An 18,130-nucleotide genomic window follows, 5' to 3' on the forward strand; every position below is an offset into this window, starting at 1 on the left:
TCTACCTCTTCGCTGCGCGTTCAGCACGTGTGCTGAGGGTGAAATAGATGAGGGTGACGGCCAGCGCGATCACAAGGCCGATAACACCCGCTGCGGCCGCAGGGCCAAGCTGCAGATAGACGAAAGCGCGCCGATAAAGATCGATAACCAGCGTGTTCGTGCGGCCAAGCGGTCCGCCTTGCGTCATCAGCCAAATCAGGTCGAAGCGGCGAAGCGACCAGACTGTCGTGAACAACGAAAGCAGGGCGATCGTCGGCCGAATACCTGGCCAGACAACCGCGAGGAAGACGTTCCAGCGGTTTGCCCCGTCCATTGTCGCGGCTTCCCGCAATTCCTTAGGCACACCTTGCAGCGATGCGAGGATGACAACCGCAGAGAACGGGAATATCTGCCATATGGTTGTTAAAAGGATCGCCGGGAGTGCAAGATCCGGGGAGTCCAGCCAGTTTCCAAAGTCAAGGCCTATCGCCCGAAGACCGTGGTTGATGATCCCGTATTGGGCATTGAACATCCAGACGCCCACCAGCGCAACGGCGACCGGCGGAGCGGCCCATGGAATTGTCACGAGTGCGCGGGCAGCACCTCGCCCTGCAAAGGGCGCGTCCAAGAGAAGAGCCGCGCCGAGCCCCATCGCAATCGCGCCGAAGACGCATCCGATCGTATAGACGACGGTGACCCACAAGGTCTGCTGGAACTCAGGGTCGTAGACGAGCGTGCGGTAGTTTTCCAAACCGACGAACTCTGTCTCGACCGGCGACAAGAGCGAGGACGATGTGAAGCTCAGCAGGAGTTCCTGGATGAGCGGGTAGGCCTGGAAAACGAGAAGGTAAATCGCGACCGGTGCGATGAAGAACATCGCGAGCCATTGCTGCGAAATCTCGGTCCCCTTTCGCGAGGACGCCTGGCGCGCTGTTGGCATAGTTTTTCACCTGGAAATGGAAGGCCCTTCCGCGCGGCGGCGAAAGGGCCGGATTTTTACTTGTTGACGACTCGTGCGAGCACCTGACGCTGAGCTTCGTCCATTGCGTCCTTCGGATCGACGCCTGCCTGCAGAACCTTGATGACCTGTTCGATCACGATCTGCTGGATCTCCGGAGCCTTCGTTTCGAGGCCGGCGGGAAGGGCGGGCACGCTATACTGGGTCTGGTCGTCGTAGACCTTCAGCCACGGCTTTTCTGCAAGCTCTTCAGGCGTTCTTTCGACGACTGTCGCGACGTTCGCGGCGCCGAGGATCGACTGAAGCTCACGCTGGGCGTCCGGCGTCAGCATCCATTTGAGAAATTCGCCGGCAGCCTCCTTGACCTTGCTGTTGGCGTTGACGGTCACCGGTGCAAGGATCATTCCCTGCGCGCGTTCCGGGAAGGGGGAGTGAGCTGCTTCGATCTTGAAGTCTTTTGCCTGGGATGACAGCACGGCGGCGATGCCGCCATTGTCGATTTCCATCGCGACCTTCTTCTCCCAGAACATGCGGCGATAAGTGGCGGCATCCGCGCCCTTCGGCGTGGCAGCCGCATCGTAGATCGTCTTGAAGGCTGCAACGCCTTTGACGACCTCAGGGGTGTTGATGGTCGGCTCGCCTTTGTCGTTCGACCAGCGGCCGCCAAAACCGTAGACGTAGTTTGTCAGGTCGTACCACATGCCCCCACGCTCAGCCATGGTCGTGCGGTAGGCATAGCCGAAGTTGCCGTTGGCGGTGGCTGCCTTCGCTGCCGCTACGAACTCGTCGAAGGTCGCCGGCGCCTTGCCTTCCGGCAGGAGCGCCTTGTTGTAGATCATGGCGTAGTTGCTGATCTCAAAGGGCAGCCCATATCGATGCCCATCGATGGTCATATACTTGTCGGGACTGGTGAAGTTGTACTTTTCGCTGCCGATCAGGTCGTCGATCGCCACGACGCGCTTGGCTCCAACCGCGGCGTAGAATTCCGGCAGGTCAAAGCGGACGATGTCGGGACCGGCGCCACCGCCCATCTGGGTAAAGATGGTGCTGACGAACGAGGAAAACGGGATGGTAACCGGTTTTACCTCGACTGTCGTGCTCTGCTTGTTGAACTTTTCAACCCAGGCCTTGAGCATGTCGCCACGGCCTGGTTCGGCAAATGACGCGGCCGCAAAATTGACAATAGCCTTGTCCTGCGCGTTCGCCGGAACTGCGACCTGGAATGCGATAAGGGAAATGCCGAGCGCAATCCCAAGAGACCGACGATCGATCTTGAACATGAAATACCTCCTCCTGATTGACGCCATCCGTAAAGTTTGCTTAGCGTTCACGTTAGCGCTAACGTAAAATTATTCAGAAGGCAAGCGACTTCGAAGTTGCCTCTTGCTCGGGAATGGCTACAACGAACTGAACAAGCAGGGAGAGAGCCTTGAGTCCAAACCCTCCGACCGCTCGAAGGTCACGTCGCAAATCCAGCGTCTATGCCGCGACGATGGCCGACGTGGCACAGCATGCCGGTGTTTCGGCGCAGACAGTGTCACGCGCGTTGCGAAATCCCAAAGAGGTGTCGGAGGAGACCTACGCGCGGATCGAAGAGGCGATCAAAGCGACGAACTACGTCCAGAATCTTGCGGCAAGTCACCTTGCCTCCAACAAGAGCAAGACCGTTGCCGCAATCATTCCCCTATTGTCGGCATCGATTTTCTCCGAAACGATCCAGGGCCTCAACGAAATATTGTTGCAGGAGGGCTATCAGCTCTTCATAGGCCACACCGACTACCGGCAGGACCGCGAAGAGGCGCTGGTGCGGACGTTCAGTGCACGACGACCCGATGGTTTTTTCATCATCGGTACCCATCACAACAGATTGACAACGTCGCTTTTGAAAAAGTCTGCCGTACCCGTCGTCGAAAGCTGGGATTGGACCGAACGCCCTATCGACATGCTGGTTGGCTTCTCCAACAGTTCCGCAATTGCCTCAATGGTGGAACATCTGGTGGAGAAGGGCTACCGGAACCTCGTCTTCTCCGGCGTCATAAAGCCAGGGGACTATCGTGCAAAGGAACGACTGGCAGGCTTTGAAGAGGCTATGAACCGTCTTCTTCCCGATCGGCCCATCCGGACTGTCATCATTTCCGACAAGCCCATATCGATGGATACTGGCTCGGCTCTTCTTCGAATGGTCCGCGAAAGATATCCGGAGGCGGACGGTATCGTCTTCTCAAGTGACCTCTTTGCATCGGGCGCTTTGCTGGAATGCCAGAAAATTGGGATTTCCATCCCAAGCGAGCTGGCGATCACCGGTTTCGGAGACTACGAGATCGCCCGGCAACTTAATCCCGGCCTGACGACCATCTCTGTGCCGACATATCAGATAGGTGAGGCCGCAGCCGAGCTGCTGCTTGCAGCGATGAACAGCAGAAGAATACCGAAACGAAGCATCGATGTCGGATTTAAGCTCATAGCAAGAGGCAGCGCCTGATGTCCATTAGGAACTATATCACTGGGATATTTTCACGAAGTATGATGCGCGGTTCGATAAACTTCCTGGTCAGGTAGGGTGCCGCAGACGCTAGCGTACCGAGCATGCCGATCACCGATTGCTCGGCCATCAGGCGAGCATTCTGATCGATAACCGCATCGACAAGCTCGTCGAGAAGATAGCGACGCGTCTCTTCCGTCAGGTCGTGGCAAATAAATAGCGGCTTGGCCTGAAGCTTTGCAGATTTAAGCGCCCGTACAATGCCACTTCTGCCAGCGCCGACACAATAGATGCCAACAAGATCGCCGGGATCCGTCAGAAGAGACGAGGCGGCGCCATAGCTTGCCTCCGGCTCGTCATTGATTTCGATCGGCTGTCCCACCGAGAGATGCGGGAAATCTTCGGTGATGACAGAGCGAAAACCCATTTCGCGCTCTTCGTGGCCGCGATATGAGCGCGATCCTATGAAAAGCGCCACCTTGCCCTTGCGGTGGGCAGACAGCCGACCCATCAGCAGCGCGGCCGTTCTGCCCGCAACGCGATTGTCGATGCCGATGTACGATGCCCTCGGCACTGACGGAATATCTGATGCGATTGTGACCAGGCGAACGCCTGCCTCACTCAGTTCTCTCATCGCATTCCTCGTCTTCGGATGGTCCGGAGCAATGACGCCGACGGCGCTTGTTCGAAGCGATATTTTTTCAATCGCATTTAGCATCTCGTTCGGCGAGATATCCTGAAGCCTATGGATTTTGCAGGATGCAACGAGCGGAAGCCGCGATGAAAAATCCTCGATATTGTGGACGAGATTGTCCATGAAGGTATTGCTGCCGCCAGGGATGAGAAACTCAAGGTGAGCAGGCTTGCTGGGCAACGCAACCTGATCCGTTACCGCAAGATAACCCAACTGTCGCGCCGCATCGAGGACCCTCTGTCGGTTCGTCGCGCTGACACCTGCTCTGTTGTTCAAGACGCGATCGACGGTCGCGGTCGACAGTCCAGATGCGCTGGCAATGTCAAGAATAGTTGCTTTCATCATATCCCTCCATCGCGAGCAAAATAGCCTGTTTCCTTGTGAATTGTCGATGAGGGTATCTGATGTGATCTGATGGATTGTTCGATTGAAACAGATCGTCAGAAAGTTACTTTGAGGCTCGTACGGCAAATCGATGGCGAGGACATGGGGGCGCATGTTTGTCCTTCCAGGCTGACGACGTCCCGGCGGCGGATCTGATGGTCGGTTCAGGCGCGAATGTAGGATCGGCCTGATTGGGGCAGCCCCGGGCATCAGGTGCGTCATTAGGGATGGGCCACGAACGACCGTCCAGATCTGTTGTGAACAGGAAGTACCCGTGGATCAGGCGCAGGTACTTCGGTCCACCCGCCGTCCTCCCTGGCGGGTGGACTGCCGTTACCGTCAGATCAGGCAGCAAACGGCACGCAGTCGGTTCGGCTCGTCGCACAGACAAGGAGATAGAGAGTGACAAGTCACGTCCCACCGCCGCAGATGCGCGATTACAGCCTCACCGGGCCATCGTCAAAGCGGGCGGTCGATATCGGCTTGGCTTCGGCGGAGTGGTATCACACTGAGATTCCCCGCAAGACCATGAAGGATCTGATGAGCCGTCGAGATGGTCCGGCCATTCGCGACACGCTCCTCTGGATTGTAGGACATATTCTGTTTGCTGCCGGCGGGGTCTATTTCTGGGGCACGTGGTGGTGTGTTCCCTTCTGGGCGGCCTATGGGGTGCTCTACGGTTCGGCCTGCGACAGCCGCTGGCACGAGTGTGGCCACGGAACGGCGTTCAAAACCCGTTGGATGAATGATGCCGTATATCAGATTGCATCCTTCCAGGTCATGCGAAACCCGGTCGCCTGGAGGTGGAGCCACGCGCGCCACCACACCGACACCTACATCGTTGGGCGAGATCCGGAAATCTCATTTATGCGTCCGCCGGCAGTCATCAGGCTGATGCTTGAGTTCATCGGCATCCAATCGGCCTGGGCCTCGATGGGTATTTTGCTGCGCCAGGCAGCGGGCTCGCTCACCCCTGATGAGAGGGACTACATTCCGGAAAGCGAGCGCTGGAAGGCCATCCTCACGGCAAGGCTCCATGTCGCGATTTATCTCGCAACCATAGCCGCAGCGATTTTCCTGCACTCCTGGATACCGCTGATGCTGATCGGACTGCCGCGCATCTACGGCTGCTGGCATATGGTGCTGACGGGGTTGCTCCAACACGGGGGTCTCGCTGACAACGTCATCGATCATCGGCTGAACAGCCGCACGGTCTATATGAATCCGATCAGCCGATTCATTTACTGGAACATGAACTATCACATCGAGCACCATATGTTCCCGATGGTTCCCTACCATGCGTTGCCCAGGCTTCATGCGCTGGTCAAGGATGACTATCCGCCGCCCAGTCGCTCGATCCTGAGTGCCTATGTCGAAATGTACGGTGCGGTCAAAAAGCAGCTCAAGGATCCCGAATACTATCTCCGTCGCGAGCTGCCCGACACGGCAAAGCCCTATCGAGACGAATTTCACAATCTATTCGTGACGCGCTGAGGGGGCGCTGATGAGAAAGAAACCGACCATTGCCGACCTGCGATCCCTGAAGGGACGCAGCCAGCGCACGATGCTTCGTGTAACGACCCTTGAAGAGGCCGCGGCCGCCGAAGAGGCGGGTATCGATATTGTATCGGTGACGCCCGAACTGGTCACTCATCGCGACTACCGAACTGTAGCGCCAACATTGTTCTCCATGACCGGCCTCACGCACCTGGAAGCCGGCACTCGCGAAGACTACCTGCGCTGGGCTGGCAATGTGATCAATGCCGGGGCAGACGCCATCTACTGTTCGGGCAGCATGGCCACCGTCGAGTACCTTGCGCGCGAGCATATCCCGGTCGTTGGCCATGTCGGACTGGTTCCGAGCAGGGCAACCTGGACCGGAGGGTTCCGTGCTGTCGGGAAGACGAGCGAGCAAGCATTGGCGATGCTCAAGGAGTGTCGAGCCTACCAGCATGCTGGCGCCTTCGCCGTCGAAATCGAGGTCGTGCCGGTCGAGGTGGCGACGGCCATCAGCGCCCGCCTAGATCTCCTTCTGTGGTCTATGGGCGCAGGCGCCGGATGCGATGCACAGTATCTGTTTGCCTGCGATATTTTGGGAACGCACGAGGATCACCTGCCTCGACACTCTAAGGTCTATCGAAACTTCTCAGCTGAGTTTGCCCGTCTTCAGGCCGAACGCGTGGCCGCTTTCCGCGAATTCAAGACTGATGTCGAGGCCGGGCACTACCCAGAGGAGCGGCACATGGTCCGGATGTCGGAGGACGAGCTGCGAGCCTTTGAGGCTGAGCTTGAACCGGCCGCAGGCTTCTCTGTTTCAAAAGCATGAAAGACATAAGATGACGAACTGGATCCGCGCCTGCGCCACGGACGATATCGACGAAGAGGATGTGATCCGCTTCGACCACGATGGCAAGAGTTATGCCATCTATCACGCACCGAACGGATCATTCTATGCTACGGCAGGATATTGCACGCATGAGAATGTTCATCTCTCAGACGGCCTCGTCATGGGGAACCTAATCGAATGTCCCAAGCATAACGGTCAGTTTGATTATCGGACCGGAGACGCGAAACGCGCCCCTGTCTGCGTCAATCTCGCCACCTATCAAACGCGCGTCGTGGCCGGGCAGGTCGAGATACTTGTCGGTTAGGCAGGCTTCATAGCACGGCGCCATGCATGGCATCCCAGGAAGAGACGTGATGGATATCGCAAACATGAACACCCGGCTCGGGGATCGGCATGTGATCGTCGGTGCCGGCGAAGCTGGAACGCGTGCTGCTCTGGCATTGCGCGATGCTGGCGCGCAGCGTGTGACACTTATCGGTGCCGAGGCTTGCCTGCCCTACGAAAGGCCACCGCTTTCCAAACCCGAGGGCAACGAAATCACGGTTCGTGCCATCACAACGGACTTCGCAGGCATCGATACGCAATTTGGAAGGTGGGTCTCCTTTGTCGACAGAAGCGTCCGACAACTGCAGTTCAGCGATGGCGAACACCTGTCGTATGATTGGTTGCTGCTGGCAACCGGCGCTCGTGCTAGGCCACTTCCACGCGCTGAAAACACCAGAGTTCTGACACTGCGAACATGCGACGATGCAGCAGCCATCTACGCTGAGGCGAGGGCAGGCCGGTGTTGTGTCATCATTGGCGCGGGACTGATCGGCCTGGAGCTTGCGGCCGTCATGCGAGGCCGTGGAATGCTGGTTACGGTTCTCGAGGCGGGGGCGCGTGCAATGTCTCGCGTCCTGCCACAGGACCTTTCAGATGAGATTGTCGCGCGCCACCGCCTGGAGGGCGTGAGAATTGTTTTTGGAGCGAACATCGTTGCCACCACCGCGCAGGCAGTCGTTCTCGACGATGGTGAAGAGGTTGTCGCCGACCTCATCGTCGCTGCGATCGGCGCCGTGCCCAACAGCAGCCTTGCCGAAGACATTGGCTTGACATGCGGGAACGGTATCCACGTCGATGATAAGCTGCAGACTTCTGATCCGAGGATATTTTCCGCAGGCGACTGTGCGGCCGTCGAACACCCGTTGCTAGGGCGGATCCGGTTCGAATCCTGGCGCAGCGCCTGCGACCAGGGTGTCGCAGCGGCTGATGCGATGCTGGGAAACCAGGTGAAGTTCGCAACCTACCCGTGGTTCTGGTCAGATCAGTACGATCTTGGCATCCAGATGGTGGGGTTGCATGACCCGTCGCGGCAAACAATACGGCGGCAATTACAAGGCGACGGGTGGATCTTTTTCGAAATCGACCCCGACGGAGTTCTGTGCGCCGCAAGCGGCGTGGCTCGCGGGCATGGCGTAGCCAAGGATATCAGGCTCTCCGAGTTACTCATCGAGAGGCGGGTGGCACCGTCCCGCGAAGCGCTTGCTGATCCTTCCGTAAATCTGAAATCGCTGCTGCCACGCAGCTGATGTGAAACTTGAGGTAGCTTCGACGTGACCGAAAAACTTCTTCACGCGGCAACCGCTGAGGCGGCAAAGGTTATTGACGGTCGGGCGTTTTCTGGCCGGATGGTGGACGAAATCGCCATCCACGTCTCAGAGCTCGCGCACAGCGAAGGCATTGTGCCCGGGCTTGCTGTGGTCTTGGTTGGCGAAGATCCAGCATCTCAGGTTTACGTCCGAAACAAAGGGATAAAGTGCCGGGCTGCAGGAATGAGAAGCTTCGAGCACAAGCTTTCAGCGGAATGCAGCCAGGCGGAACTGCTGACACTGATCGATCGGTTGAATTCCGATCCGACGGTCCATGGCATCCTGGTTCAACTTCCCCTGCCGTCTCACCTTGATACCGAAATCGTCATCAACAGCATCGAGCCGGCAAAGGATGTCGATGGGTTTCACGCGGTGAATGTTGGTCGACTGGCGACAGGGCAAGCAGCGCTTGTACCATGCACCCCACTCGGCTGCCTTATGCTTCTGCGCGCGCAGCTCGGATCGCTCGCTGGTCTTGAAGCCGTCATAGTCGGGCGATCGAACATTGTCGGCAAGCCGATGGCGCAGCTCTTGTTGCGCGAGAACTGCACCGCCACCATCGTGCACAGCCAGAGCAGGGATATCGCTTCCATCTGCCGGCGGGCGGACATCCTTGTGGCAGCGGTGGGCAGACCGGAGATGATATCAGGCGATTGGATCAAGCCCGGGGCCGTCGTCATCGACGTCGGAATCAATCGCCTGGAACGGGAGGGCGTAGCAAAGCTGGTCGGCGATGTAGTGTTCGATCAAGCCAAGTCTATCGCCAGCGCAATCACGCCGGTACCTGGCGGCGTCGGTCCAATGACGATTGCATGTCTCCTTGCAAATACGCTGACAGCTTGTCGGCGGATACACGGGTTGCCCGATTCTCGCGCCTTTGCGGCACGATAGGTTCGACTTTCATCGCTGGCACGTTCACACGCAGCCGGCAGACCTCTCCTTCACTTCCGGAGTTCTCGATGTCCCGTTACATCCTGACAGTCACATGCCCCAGCAAACGCGGAATCGTCGCAGCGATCGCAACCTTTCTCGCAAATTCTGGCTGCAACATCACCGACTCTTCCCAGTTCGACGACACCGCCGGAGGGGGGTTTTTCATGCGTGTCAGTTTTGTTTCTGAGGAAGGGCTCTCCTCGAATGCATTGCGTGAAGCATTTGCCGATGTTGCGACGCCCTTTTCCATGGAGTGGGCTATCCACGAGCAAGGCCATCGAATGAAGACCATCATCATGGTCTCGCGATTCGGGCATTGCCTCAATGATCTCCTTTACCGCTCGAGAATTGGTGCTTTGCCGATCGAGATCGTTGCTGTGATCTCCAACCACATGGACTACCAGAAGCTCGTCGTGAACCACGACATCCCCTACCATTGCGTCAACGTCACGAGACAGAATAAGGCCCAAGCTGAGGCCGAGCAGATGCGCATTGTAGAAGCAACGGGCGCAGAATTGATCGTCTTGGCCCGCTACATGCAGATCCTATCGGACGAGATGTGCAGGAAAATGTCGGGCAGGATCATCAATATCCACCATTCGTTCCTGCCATCCTTCAAGGGGGCGAACCCCTACAAGCAGGCGTTTGAACGCGGTGTGAAGCTGATCGGTGCGACCTCCCACTATGTGACGGCCGATCTGGACGAGGGTCCGATCATTGAGCAAGACATCATCCGCGTCACCCACGCGCAGTCGGCTGAAGACTACATTTCGTTGGGCCGCGACGTCGAAAGCCAGGTATTGGCAAGGGCGGTCCACGCCCATGCTCATCACCGGGTATTCCTCAACGGCAATAGCACAGTGGTCTTCCCGGCTTCCCCGGGATCATTTGCCTCCGAGCGGTTGGGCTAGTTTGCGACTGAAGAGATAGCGAATATCGATGCTGCGGGAACCATCTCTTTGTTGATCCGCGGGTTTTTATTTCTGCTGGACGTCTGTCGATAGACTTTGATCAGCCGGCGGCACCGATTGTCGTCGATCCGTTCTTAGTCGGACGCAGCGGTTGGCTTTGACGCAAAGACTTTGCGTTAGATTGCGCGCGGACCATCCGAGCAACCCAGTCAAGTTCCTCAAAACACCTCATCCTCTGATTGATTCGATCAAAGCCGGTATCTGCCTTGAAACGCTAAATCGAAGGGGAATGACTTGTTCATCAGAGTTTTTTACTGATGTAATCTGATGTCTTATCAGATTGAAATAAATCATCACCAAAATAACGTTTGCTCTGCAAGAATTGAACTTGCTTTGAGGCGGATATGGTTGATTTAAGCGGGCGATGTGTGCTGGTGACTGGGGCTGCTGGCGGATTGGGATCGCATCTGGTGCGGTTCCTGATCCAGGCGAAAGCATCCGTCCTGGCAACAGACATCGACGATCGCAAGGGTGATGCGCTTCGGCGGGCTATCGCAGTGGAGGAGGGCGCAAGCCGGTTGCGCTATATCGCCATTGACCAGTCCCGCCCGGATCTGATTGCTGCCCGTCTCTCGGATGAGATCGCTGCCGGTGTAACCGTTGATACACTGATCAATAATGCGGCGATCTACCCCTCGGGACCCGCGGTTGACGTCGATCTTGGCGAATTTTCCCGTATTCAAACGATCAATGTCCAGGCCGCCGTTGCGTTTATGAAGGCCTGTGTCCCTTCGATGCGGCGCGCGCAATTTGGAAGGATCATCAACATTGCAAGCAATACATTCGACATCGGCTTTGCCGGCCTCTCGTCATATGTCGCCTCAAAAGGCGCGCTGATAGGTCTGGCGAAAACCTGGGCGCGAGAGTTCGGCGAGTTCGGCATCACCGTGAATTGCGTCTCGCCTGGCGCTTTTCCGACCGACGCGGAAAAGATCCACGCCCATCCCGACCGGTACAACCAGTTTGTCATTGATCAGCAAGCAATCAAGCGTCGCGGCGAGCCCGCGGACTTTGCTTCGCTGGTCATGTTTCTGTCGAGCCGGCAGGCGGGCTTTATTACCGGACAAAACATTCGCGTCGATGGGGGATGGGTGATGCCCTGATTGTCGTTGAGACGCTCAAGCTTCGTGGCCCAGGGAGTGTGGATACGAGGAGGAGAACGTCTTTGATCATCGCCGCCTTCCGGAGACGGCGGCACCAAGTCTTCTCGATCAACCGATCAGGAGGAGGCCTAAGGGCCTTGCGTGACAACAACCAAGTGGAGGAGAGCATGAAAAACATAGTTTCGGCAGCGCTGCTGGCGTTCGCCGCCCTGACAGGCCAAAGCCAGGCCGCCGACGACAAGCCGGTGTTTTACGTCATATCGCATGGCGGCGAGACCGATCCGTTCTGGATCGATTGGAACGCCGGCGCGCAGGAAGCCTGCCGCGAGCTCGCCGTCACGTGCAACATTTCCTTCAGTGGCGGTGATTTTGCCGTGCAGAAGGAGGCCTTCAATGCCGCGCTGGCCTCTAAGCCGGCCGGAATTGCGACCACTTCGGCTCAGCCCGGACTGTGGAAGGAAGAGGTCGTCAAAGCGAAAGACGAGAAGATTCCGCTCGTGTTCTTCAATTCAGACGACAAGGATCTCGGCCGTCTCGCCTATGTCGGCGCCGATCTGCGCATGGCCGGTGAGACCTGGGCGCATTATCTGGTCGACAAGGGTCTCGTGAAGGCGGGAGCGAAGGTCTTCCTGCCGGTCGAAGTGCCAGGCGCAAGCTACCAGCAGCTTGAAACCCAGGGTATTGCAAGCGTCTTTGATCCCCTTGGCATCAAATATGACGTGGTCGAGGCGGGCACAGATCCGGCGGGCGTGATCCAGAAGATGTCGGAATATCTCGTGGCCAACAAGGTCGATGCCGTGATCGCTCTTGGCGATCTCGTCGCCTCCAGCGTCCAGCGCGTGTTCGACAACAACGGCATTTCACCGGGAAGCATCCCGGTCGTCGGTTGGGGCAATTCGAAGGAGACCGCACAGGCAGTGAAAGCGGGATACGTCAATGCTGCCCTCTGGCAGTATCCATTCGACCAGGGCTACATGCCAATCCTCCAGCTGAAGCTGGCGCATGAGGGCCATGCCATAGGCTACGACATCTTCACGATGAAGCTCTACGACAAGGACACGGTCGAGCCGATCCTCCAATCTTACGCCAAGAAATAACTGGCGATCGGGGGCGCCGACGGTGCCCCCAAAATTCCCCCCTTTTTATCTTTCGGAAAGGCGGTGCGACGATGTCGTCGACCCTGTGGCGCAAGCCTGAATTCTCCTCGTTCCTCATTCTATGCGTCGTTGTCGTCGTCTTCACGCTGACCAATGACCGGTTCTTGTCTGCTCTCAACATATCCAACATTCTTGCATTCCTGCCGGAACTCGGGATCATCGCTCTGGGAATGACGTTGCTCCTCACAGCTGGTGAGTTCGATCTTTCTGTCGGCGCGGTGTTCGCCCTCTGCCCCGTCATGTCGCTGCTTGTCGTGCAGCATGCCGGCATCGATCTACCGCTGGCGCTTCTTCTCGGATTTGCGACGAGTGCGTTCGTCGGTGCCCTCAACGGCTTCTTCGTCACCAGGATCGGCATTTCATCCTTTCTGGTTACACTCTCGATGCTGCTTCTCGTCCGCGGTTCCACCCTCTTTGCAACGCAAGGCTTTCCGCTGGCGAGCATGAGCGACGATTCGATCCTGAAGTCTGCGCTCGCGGGAAGCTTCTATGTCGGTGGCGTTCGGGTTTACGCATCTCTTCTGTGGTTCCTCGGTCTGACCGCTGTTGCATTTTACGTGCTCAACTTTTCCAAGGTCGGCAACTGGATCTCGGCTATCGGCAGCAACCGTAGCGCGGCGGTCGCGCGCGGCGTCCCCGCGGACGCCGTCAAGATCGGTCTCTTTGTCGCCACCTCCCTTCTGGCGGCACTGGCAGGCGTCATCAGCGCGTTTCGAATTTCCTCGGCCTCGCCGGTCGCTGGTGAGCAATACGAGCTCGAGGTCATTGCGATGGTTGTCGTAGGTGGAACCGCCCTGACCGGCGGTCGGGGAACCATCGTTGGAACCCTCATCGGTGTCCTGCTCCTTCGCATCATTCGCAACGGTATTGTGCTTGTCGGCGTACCGGGCCTGGCATTCAACATCTTTGTCGGGGGCATCATCCTGCTGATGTTGGTAGTGCACTCTGCAATCCATGGCCGCTATGCGAGGGGCTGATCAATGACAAACGAAGTTTTGAAGCTCGACAATATCACCAAGAATTTCGGCAGCGTGCAGGCTTTGCGGGGCGTCAGCTTCTCAGTAAATGCTGGCGAGGTTGTCGCGTTGCTCGGCGACAACGGAGCAGGTAAATCAACGCTCATCAAGGCGATCTCCGGAGTTTACCCCATATCGGGCGGGCAGATCGTCATCGGCGGCAAGCCTGTCAGTGTTCGCAGGCCGCGGGACGCGATGGAGCTCGGTATCGAGACAATCCACCAGGACAGTTCACTCGCACTGGATCTGAGCATTGCGCGTAACCTGTTTCTTGGTCGTGAGCCCGTGACGGCAAAATGGATGGGCATCTTTGCGCCGCTTGACATGAGGGAACTGCGTAGACAGGCGACGGACTTGCTGAAGAGAGTCGGTATTTCGAAGAAGCTCAACGCCGATGCGACGATCAGCGCGTTGTCTGGCGGGGAGCGTCAATCGATTTCGATTTCACGAGCGATGCAGTTTTTTGCCAAGATCATCATTCTGGACGAGCCGACGAACAATCTCGGCGTCGAGGAGACGAACGGCGTTTTGCGATTCATCAAGGAGGTCAGGGCAGCTGGCCACTCTCTCATCTACATCACGCACAATATCCACCATGTCTTCCAGGTTGCCGACAGGGCGATAATCATGCGGCAGGGCACGGTCGTCGCGGACATCAAGATCGCCGAAAGCGATATTCTTACAGTGGAAAGCATCATCACCGGCGCGGATCTGCATGAGTTGGCCGATCAAAGCGGCCCCGTGCATTGACGAGGGAGTTGAAATCTTGGTTTTTCTCTATGGCAAGGAACGTTCAGCCCGCGATGTGGCTGCACGAACCGGATCGTTTTCCCAATTTGCCGGCGTCCGAATGATGACGCTTGCCGATGGTCTGGAGCGGGGCATCCGAATGCTGGAATTCCGCAGCGGGACCGGCCTCAGGTTCACGGTCCTCGTTGATCGCGCACTGGATATCGCGGATTGCGAATTTCAGGGAAAGGCGATCGGATGGCATTCTCCTTCCGGGTTTCGCAACGCTGGATTGCATGAATACGAGGGCGAAGGCGGCCTCGGCTGGCTCCGTTCGTTCTCAGGCCTCATGCTGACTTGCGGGCTCGACCATATCCTTTTCATGGACGAGGCGCCGGCAGATCATTTTGTCTATGGACCGCGACAGACCGTCAAGAATTCAATCCACGGACGCGTAAGCACAATCCCTGCCCGCCTCGTTGGCTACGGTGAGGAATGGATCGATGACCGATGCGTTCTCTGGTGTGAAGGAATCGTCTCGCAGGGAGCGGTCTTCGGGGAGAATCTTGAGCTGCGCCGCCGGATCGAGGTCGATGTAGGTTCGAATGAGATCGTCTTGAAGGACCGAGTGGCCAACAAGGGCTTCTACCCGACGCCACACATGTACTGCTATCACATCAATATCGGCTATCCGGTGTTGGATGACGGCGCGCGTTACCTCGCGCCGATCGTCGAAACTGTCTGGGCAGCCCACTCCGGCGCAGAGTACCAGAAACAAAACGTTGGCTATCGCACAATGCCTGAACCTCAAGTCGGCTTTCACGAGCAGGTATGGCAGCACGAAATGGCCGCCGATGTGGACGGCCGCGTGCCGGTTGCGATCGTCAACGACGCCCAAGCGATCGGTTTCTGTGTCGTCAGCAACAAGGACGAGTTCCCTTGCATGTTCGAGTGGCAGAACCTGCAGGCGGGTCAGTATGCGATCGGGATCGAACCGTCGACGAACCACGTCCTTGGCGCGAAGTTTGCCAGAGACAGGAACGAAGCGATGAAACTCGAGCATGGCGAAGCGCGAAGCTACACCACGAGATTGCAGATTCTCGACGGGGAGTCTGAGATTAGACGTGTGGAAAATTGGATCGCGGCGATCCAGCAACAGCCGCTCGAAGACTACCCTGAACCGACCGGGAATTATCGAAAACTTCGCTAACTTTTCAGCAGCTTAACTGCCAGTGAGAATTGTCGGCAGGGAAGTGCCTATAAAACGGCCTCCAAAGACGACCCATTCAACACACTCTGGGTAATCCGCGCTTTGCTCCCTCCAAATGCCAAGACGGATTTTGTGTTCGTATTTGGCGGCGACCCACTCAACAGCTGATAGGGTTTTTGGTCGAATATGGCGCCTCTACGCGATCACAATCCCGAGGAGACTGCGAGGCGACCACGCGACGCCAGCATCGGCGAAATCGTCTAAAAAAACGCGCTCTTGTTGAGGCCAGTTGTATCCATGGCCAGGGCGCTAGCGATGCGTGCGCAGCCGGTGGATACGACGGGCGCGGGGGGGGCTTCAACGGCGGTTCCCTAACAGGCCGACTGTCTGGGGTGATGACAGCTGAGACTGTGCAAGCTTGCGGTGCGCTTACGCCGATGGAAGCGCTGAGACTGGCGAACCACTGATAAACGGGAGAGGCGCGGATCTGTCCGCGTCTCTCCTCGTTTCATGTTTTTCAGGCCGCCTTCTATTTGCGCGTGAATACGGGTTGACGTTTCTCCTTGAACGCCTTGCGGCCCTCCTCGGCGTCGTTCGTCGCAAAGCACACGGTTTGCAGGTCGCGCTCGTATTCGATCGCTTTTTCGATTGGCATAGAGTAGGCCGCGCGCAGGTTCAGCTTTGCCGTTTCAGCGGCAATCGGAGCGCGGCTTGCGATCGTTTCGGCGAGTTTGCGTGCTGCAGGCATGAGTTGTCCCGGCTCATGGAGGTCGCTGACCAGGTTCCACTCAAGAGCCTTGGTGGCCGGGATGGGATCGCCTGTCATGATCATCTTTGCGGCGTTGGAAGGGCCGATGGAATTGGCGAGGAAAACCGCCATGCCGCCGCCGCCGATCCAGCCGAGCTTGATTTCGGGGGAGGCGAAGCTGGCGGTATGCGAAGCGATGCGGATGTCGCAGCTCATCGCCGTCTCCAGTCCGCCTCCAAATGCATACCCGTTTATTGCGGCGATCGTCGGCTTCAGGACCTTGCGGATGGCGTCGCAGTAATCCGGCCTGTTCCTGAAATTCCACGGCGTGTCGTAGCTGTCCAGCTCCCGGATATCGGAACCCGCGCAGAATGCCCGTTCGCCGGCGCCGGTCACGATGATGCAGCGGACCTCGTCATTCGTGTTGCACTGCTCCGTAATTTCTATGAGGGCCGCGGACATCTCCGGGGTCACCGCGTTAAGCTTGGCGGGCCTGTTGAGCATGATTGTCGCTACATGATTTTCGATGGAAAACAGAATGTCTTCTGTCATTTTTGTCATCCTTGAGGTGATTAGTCTGTGACCATTGTCACAGAGGAGGCGTGTACACTGGCGAATTTGGGCGGGGATCCTCAGCGCAACTTCTTTGGATTAGTGTTAACGTTAACGCTAACGTTAACACGTCGACACAAGACACACAACCCTTTGCCTTGTTGAGGGGGTGCGGATAAAAACTTGGACTGCTTTAAATGCTCAGGCCGAGGCTCTTACGATATTCGACCGGGCTGAGTGATCCCAGTGATATTTTGATGCGCGTTTCATTTTACCATCGGATGTAGGCGTCCACCTCTGCCACGAACTGCTCGATCGTGATGACCTTCCAGTCTCGTGGATGGAAGAGCTCGGTCTTCAACCGACCGAAGAACCTTTCGCACGCGGCGTTGTCTTACGAGCAACCCTTTCGGGACATCGAGCGAACCAGTCTTGCTTCGCTGATACGGGTTAACCAGCCGGGCCATCGATAATGGGCTCCGCGATCAGAATGGATGATTGACCGTTCCTCGCCGTTGGCGACGGTTCCGATGGCTGCATCCAGCATGGTGTTGACAAGGCCCGCATCTGGTTGGGTTCCGATGGACCAGCTGATGACCATGCCGTCGAAGCAGTCGATGATGGGCGAAAGGTACACCTTGCCAGCTGGGATCTGGAACTCGGTGATGTCTGTCAGCGATTTCACGTTCGGCGCTTTTGCATGGAAGTCGCGATTGATCAGGTTCTCGGGCGCTGGACTGATCTCTCCCAGATAGGATCCGAACCGCCGTCGACGCGGCCTGGCAACGACCAACTGCTCCTGCTTCATCAATCGCTGGAATGATGGAGCGAAGGATTGGGCGTGACGGTTCCATATCCTCGGCGCAAGACTGAGCAGATTACAAACCAGAACACTTCTACATCGTCACCAGGCGGAAAATGGGAAATCTTGCGGTACGCCGGCAAAAATGCCCGTGGATCATCATGGTTCCATAATTCAGCTTACGCAACACGACGCGTGTAAGAGCTATTTAGTAATGCGACAGTCTCGCCTTTCGACGCACTGGTCAAATTCAACGTTGGGAGCAAGGATGACGATCTTCAGCCTGGTCGAGACCATGAACGGCCGGAGTCGTGATGTCTTGTTTGATCACCATATCGCAGAAAGAGTTGCATCGTCTTGAACTTATCCAGAAGATCCGTGACCAACGCCTAAGCGTTGTCCAGGCTGCCGAACGGCTCGACCTCAGTCGAAGT

16 protein-coding genes and 1 pseudogene are annotated in these 18,130 nt (G+C 57.2%); 12 read left to right on the plus strand and 5 right to left on the minus strand.

The features are described from left to right. Position 1: 1 nt before the first annotated feature. Complete coding sequence (locus A6U87_RS11630) at positions 2 to 919, minus strand: carbohydrate ABC transporter permease (RefSeq protein WP_065691424.1); 918 nt, start codon at positions 917 to 919, stop codon at positions 2 to 4. A 56-nt stretch (positions 920 to 975) separates the two neighbouring features. Beyond that, on the minus strand, positions 976 to 2,217 hold the full coding sequence (locus tag A6U87_RS11635) for a sugar ABC transporter substrate-binding protein (RefSeq protein ID WP_065691425.1): 1,242 nt from the start codon (positions 2,215 to 2,217) through the stop codon (positions 976 to 978). A 149-nt stretch (positions 2,218 to 2,366) separates the two neighbouring features. On the opposite strand from A6U87_RS11635, the gene A6U87_RS11640 reads away from it, so the two are divergent. Then, entirely contained in the window at positions 2,367 to 3,419 is a 1,053-nt protein-coding gene (locus tag A6U87_RS11640; RefSeq protein WP_198928697.1) for a LacI family DNA-binding transcriptional regulator, read from the plus strand. A 13-nt stretch (positions 3,420 to 3,432) separates the two neighbouring features. Here the strand turns inward: A6U87_RS11640 and A6U87_RS11645 are convergent, their stop codons facing one another. After that, on the minus strand, positions 3,433 to 4,455 hold the full coding sequence (locus A6U87_RS11645; protein WP_065691427.1) for a LacI family DNA-binding transcriptional regulator: 1,023 nt from the start codon (positions 4,453 to 4,455) through the stop codon (positions 3,433 to 3,435). Between the two features lie 471 nt (positions 4,456 to 4,926). Between A6U87_RS11645 and A6U87_RS11650 the strand changes: the two genes are divergently transcribed. The 11 genes from A6U87_RS11650 (at position 4,927) to A6U87_RS11700 (ending at position 15,594) form a co-directional block, all read left to right on the plus strand. After that, complete coding sequence (locus A6U87_RS11650) at positions 4,927 to 5,991, plus strand: fatty acid desaturase family protein (protein WP_065691428.1); 1,065 nt, start codon at positions 4,927 to 4,929, stop codon at positions 5,989 to 5,991. A 7-nt stretch (positions 5,992 to 5,998) separates the two neighbouring features. After that, a complete protein-coding gene (locus tag A6U87_RS11655) occupies positions 5,999 to 6,823 on the plus strand; it encodes a 3-methyl-2-oxobutanoate hydroxymethyltransferase (RefSeq protein WP_065691429.1) in 825 nt (274 codons plus the stop codon). A 10-nt stretch (positions 6,824 to 6,833) separates the two neighbouring features. Next, positions 6,834 to 7,148 (plus strand): MocE family 2Fe-2S type ferredoxin, encoded by a 315-nt coding sequence (locus A6U87_RS11660; protein WP_065691430.1) that lies wholly within the window; start codon positions 6,834 to 6,836, stop codon positions 7,146 to 7,148. Positions 7,149 to 7,197: 49 nt separating this feature from the next. Then, complete coding sequence (locus tag A6U87_RS11665; protein ID WP_244499476.1) at positions 7,198 to 8,415, plus strand: NAD(P)/FAD-dependent oxidoreductase; 1,218 nt, start codon at positions 7,198 to 7,200, stop codon at positions 8,413 to 8,415. Between the two features lie 24 nt (positions 8,416 to 8,439). Continuing rightward, positions 8,440 to 9,366, plus strand: a complete 927-nt coding sequence (gene folD / locus A6U87_RS11670; protein WP_275078392.1) for a bifunctional methylenetetrahydrofolate dehydrogenase/methenyltetrahydrofolate cyclohydrolase FolD — start codon at positions 8,440 to 8,442, stop codon at positions 9,364 to 9,366. A gap of 68 nt (positions 9,367 to 9,434) precedes the next feature. Beyond that, the gene (purU, locus tag A6U87_RS11675; RefSeq protein ID WP_065691431.1) at positions 9,435 to 10,319 is read left to right on the plus strand and encodes a formyltetrahydrofolate deformylase; all 885 of its coding nucleotides are present in this window, start codon (positions 9,435 to 9,437) and stop codon (positions 10,317 to 10,319) included. Between the two features lie 434 nt (positions 10,320 to 10,753). Continuing rightward, on the plus strand, positions 10,754 to 11,482 hold the full coding sequence (locus A6U87_RS11680) for an SDR family NAD(P)-dependent oxidoreductase (RefSeq protein ID WP_244499477.1): 729 nt from the start codon (positions 10,754 to 10,756) through the stop codon (positions 11,480 to 11,482). A gap of 167 nt (positions 11,483 to 11,649) precedes the next feature. Continuing rightward, positions 11,650 to 12,579, plus strand: coding sequence for a substrate-binding domain-containing protein (locus A6U87_RS11685; protein WP_065691433.1), 930 nt, complete (start codon positions 11,650 to 11,652; stop codon positions 12,577 to 12,579). A gap of 71 nt (positions 12,580 to 12,650) precedes the next feature. After that, positions 12,651 to 13,616 carry an ABC transporter permease gene (locus A6U87_RS11690; RefSeq protein WP_065691434.1) on the plus strand — a complete coding sequence of 322 codons (966 nt, stop codon included), beginning with the start codon at positions 12,651 to 12,653 and terminating at the stop codon, positions 13,614 to 13,616. A gap of 3 nt (positions 13,617 to 13,619) precedes the next feature. After that, positions 13,620 to 14,405 (plus strand): ATP-binding cassette domain-containing protein, encoded by a 786-nt coding sequence (locus tag A6U87_RS11695; RefSeq protein WP_065691435.1) that lies wholly within the window; start codon positions 13,620 to 13,622, stop codon positions 14,403 to 14,405. A 16-nt stretch (positions 14,406 to 14,421) separates the two neighbouring features. Next, entirely contained in the window at positions 14,422 to 15,594 is a 1,173-nt protein-coding gene (locus tag A6U87_RS11700; RefSeq protein ID WP_065691450.1) for an aldose 1-epimerase family protein, read from the plus strand. Positions 15,595 to 16,123: 529 nt separating this feature from the next. On the opposite strand, the gene A6U87_RS11705 is transcribed toward A6U87_RS11700, so the two are convergent. Both A6U87_RS11705 and A6U87_RS11710 read right to left on the minus strand, forming a co-directional pair. Continuing rightward, positions 16,124 to 16,894, minus strand: a complete 771-nt coding sequence (locus tag A6U87_RS11705) for an enoyl-CoA hydratase/isomerase family protein (protein ID WP_065691436.1) — start codon at positions 16,892 to 16,894, stop codon at positions 16,124 to 16,126. 193 nt (positions 16,895 to 17,087) lie between these two features. Then, positions 17,088 to 17,711: pseudogene (locus tag A6U87_RS11710) on the minus strand (IS3 family transposase); the annotation flags it as partial. Between the last annotated feature and the right edge of the window lie 419 nt (positions 17,712 to 18,130).

Source organism: Rhizobium sp. AC44/96, assembly GCF_001692185.1.
In the GTDB taxonomy this organism is placed as follows: domain Bacteria; phylum Pseudomonadota; class Alphaproteobacteria; order Rhizobiales; family Rhizobiaceae; genus Rhizobium.

Excerpts from the sequence above, each read along its gene's own strand:
- A6U87_RS11630 (WP_065691424.1), bottom strand. The coding sequence starts at position 919 with ATGCCAACAGCGCGCCAGGCGTCCTCGCGAAAGGGGACCGAGATTTCG.
- A6U87_RS11635 (WP_065691425.1), bottom strand. The coding sequence starts at position 2,217 with ATGTTCAAGATCGATCGTCGGTCTCTTGGGATTGCGCTCGGCATTTCC.
- A6U87_RS11645 (WP_065691427.1), bottom strand. The coding sequence starts at position 4,455 with ATGAAAGCAACTATTCTTGACATTGCCAGCGCATCTGGACTGTCGACC.
- A6U87_RS11650 (WP_065691428.1), top strand. The coding sequence starts at position 4,927 with ATGCGCGATTACAGCCTCACCGGGCCATCGTCAAAGCGGGCGGTCGAT.
- A6U87_RS11660 (WP_065691430.1), top strand. The coding sequence starts at position 6,834 with ATGACGAACTGGATCCGCGCCTGCGCCACGGACGATATCGACGAAGAG.
- A6U87_RS11665 (WP_244499476.1), top strand. The coding sequence starts at position 7,198 with ATGGATATCGCAAACATGAACACCCGGCTCGGGGATCGGCATGTGATC.
- purU (WP_065691431.1), top strand. The coding sequence starts at position 9,435 with ATGTCCCGTTACATCCTGACAGTCACATGCCCCAGCAAACGCGGAATC.
- A6U87_RS11685 (WP_065691433.1), top strand. The coding sequence starts at position 11,650 with ATGAAAAACATAGTTTCGGCAGCGCTGCTGGCGTTCGCCGCCCTGACA.
- A6U87_RS11690 (WP_065691434.1), top strand. The coding sequence starts at position 12,651 with ATGTCGTCGACCCTGTGGCGCAAGCCTGAATTCTCCTCGTTCCTCATT.
- A6U87_RS11695 (WP_065691435.1), top strand. The coding sequence starts at position 13,620 with ATGACAAACGAAGTTTTGAAGCTCGACAATATCACCAAGAATTTCGGC.
- A6U87_RS11705 (WP_065691436.1), bottom strand. The coding sequence starts at position 16,894 with ATGACAGAAGACATTCTGTTTTCCATCGAAAATCATGTAGCGACAATC.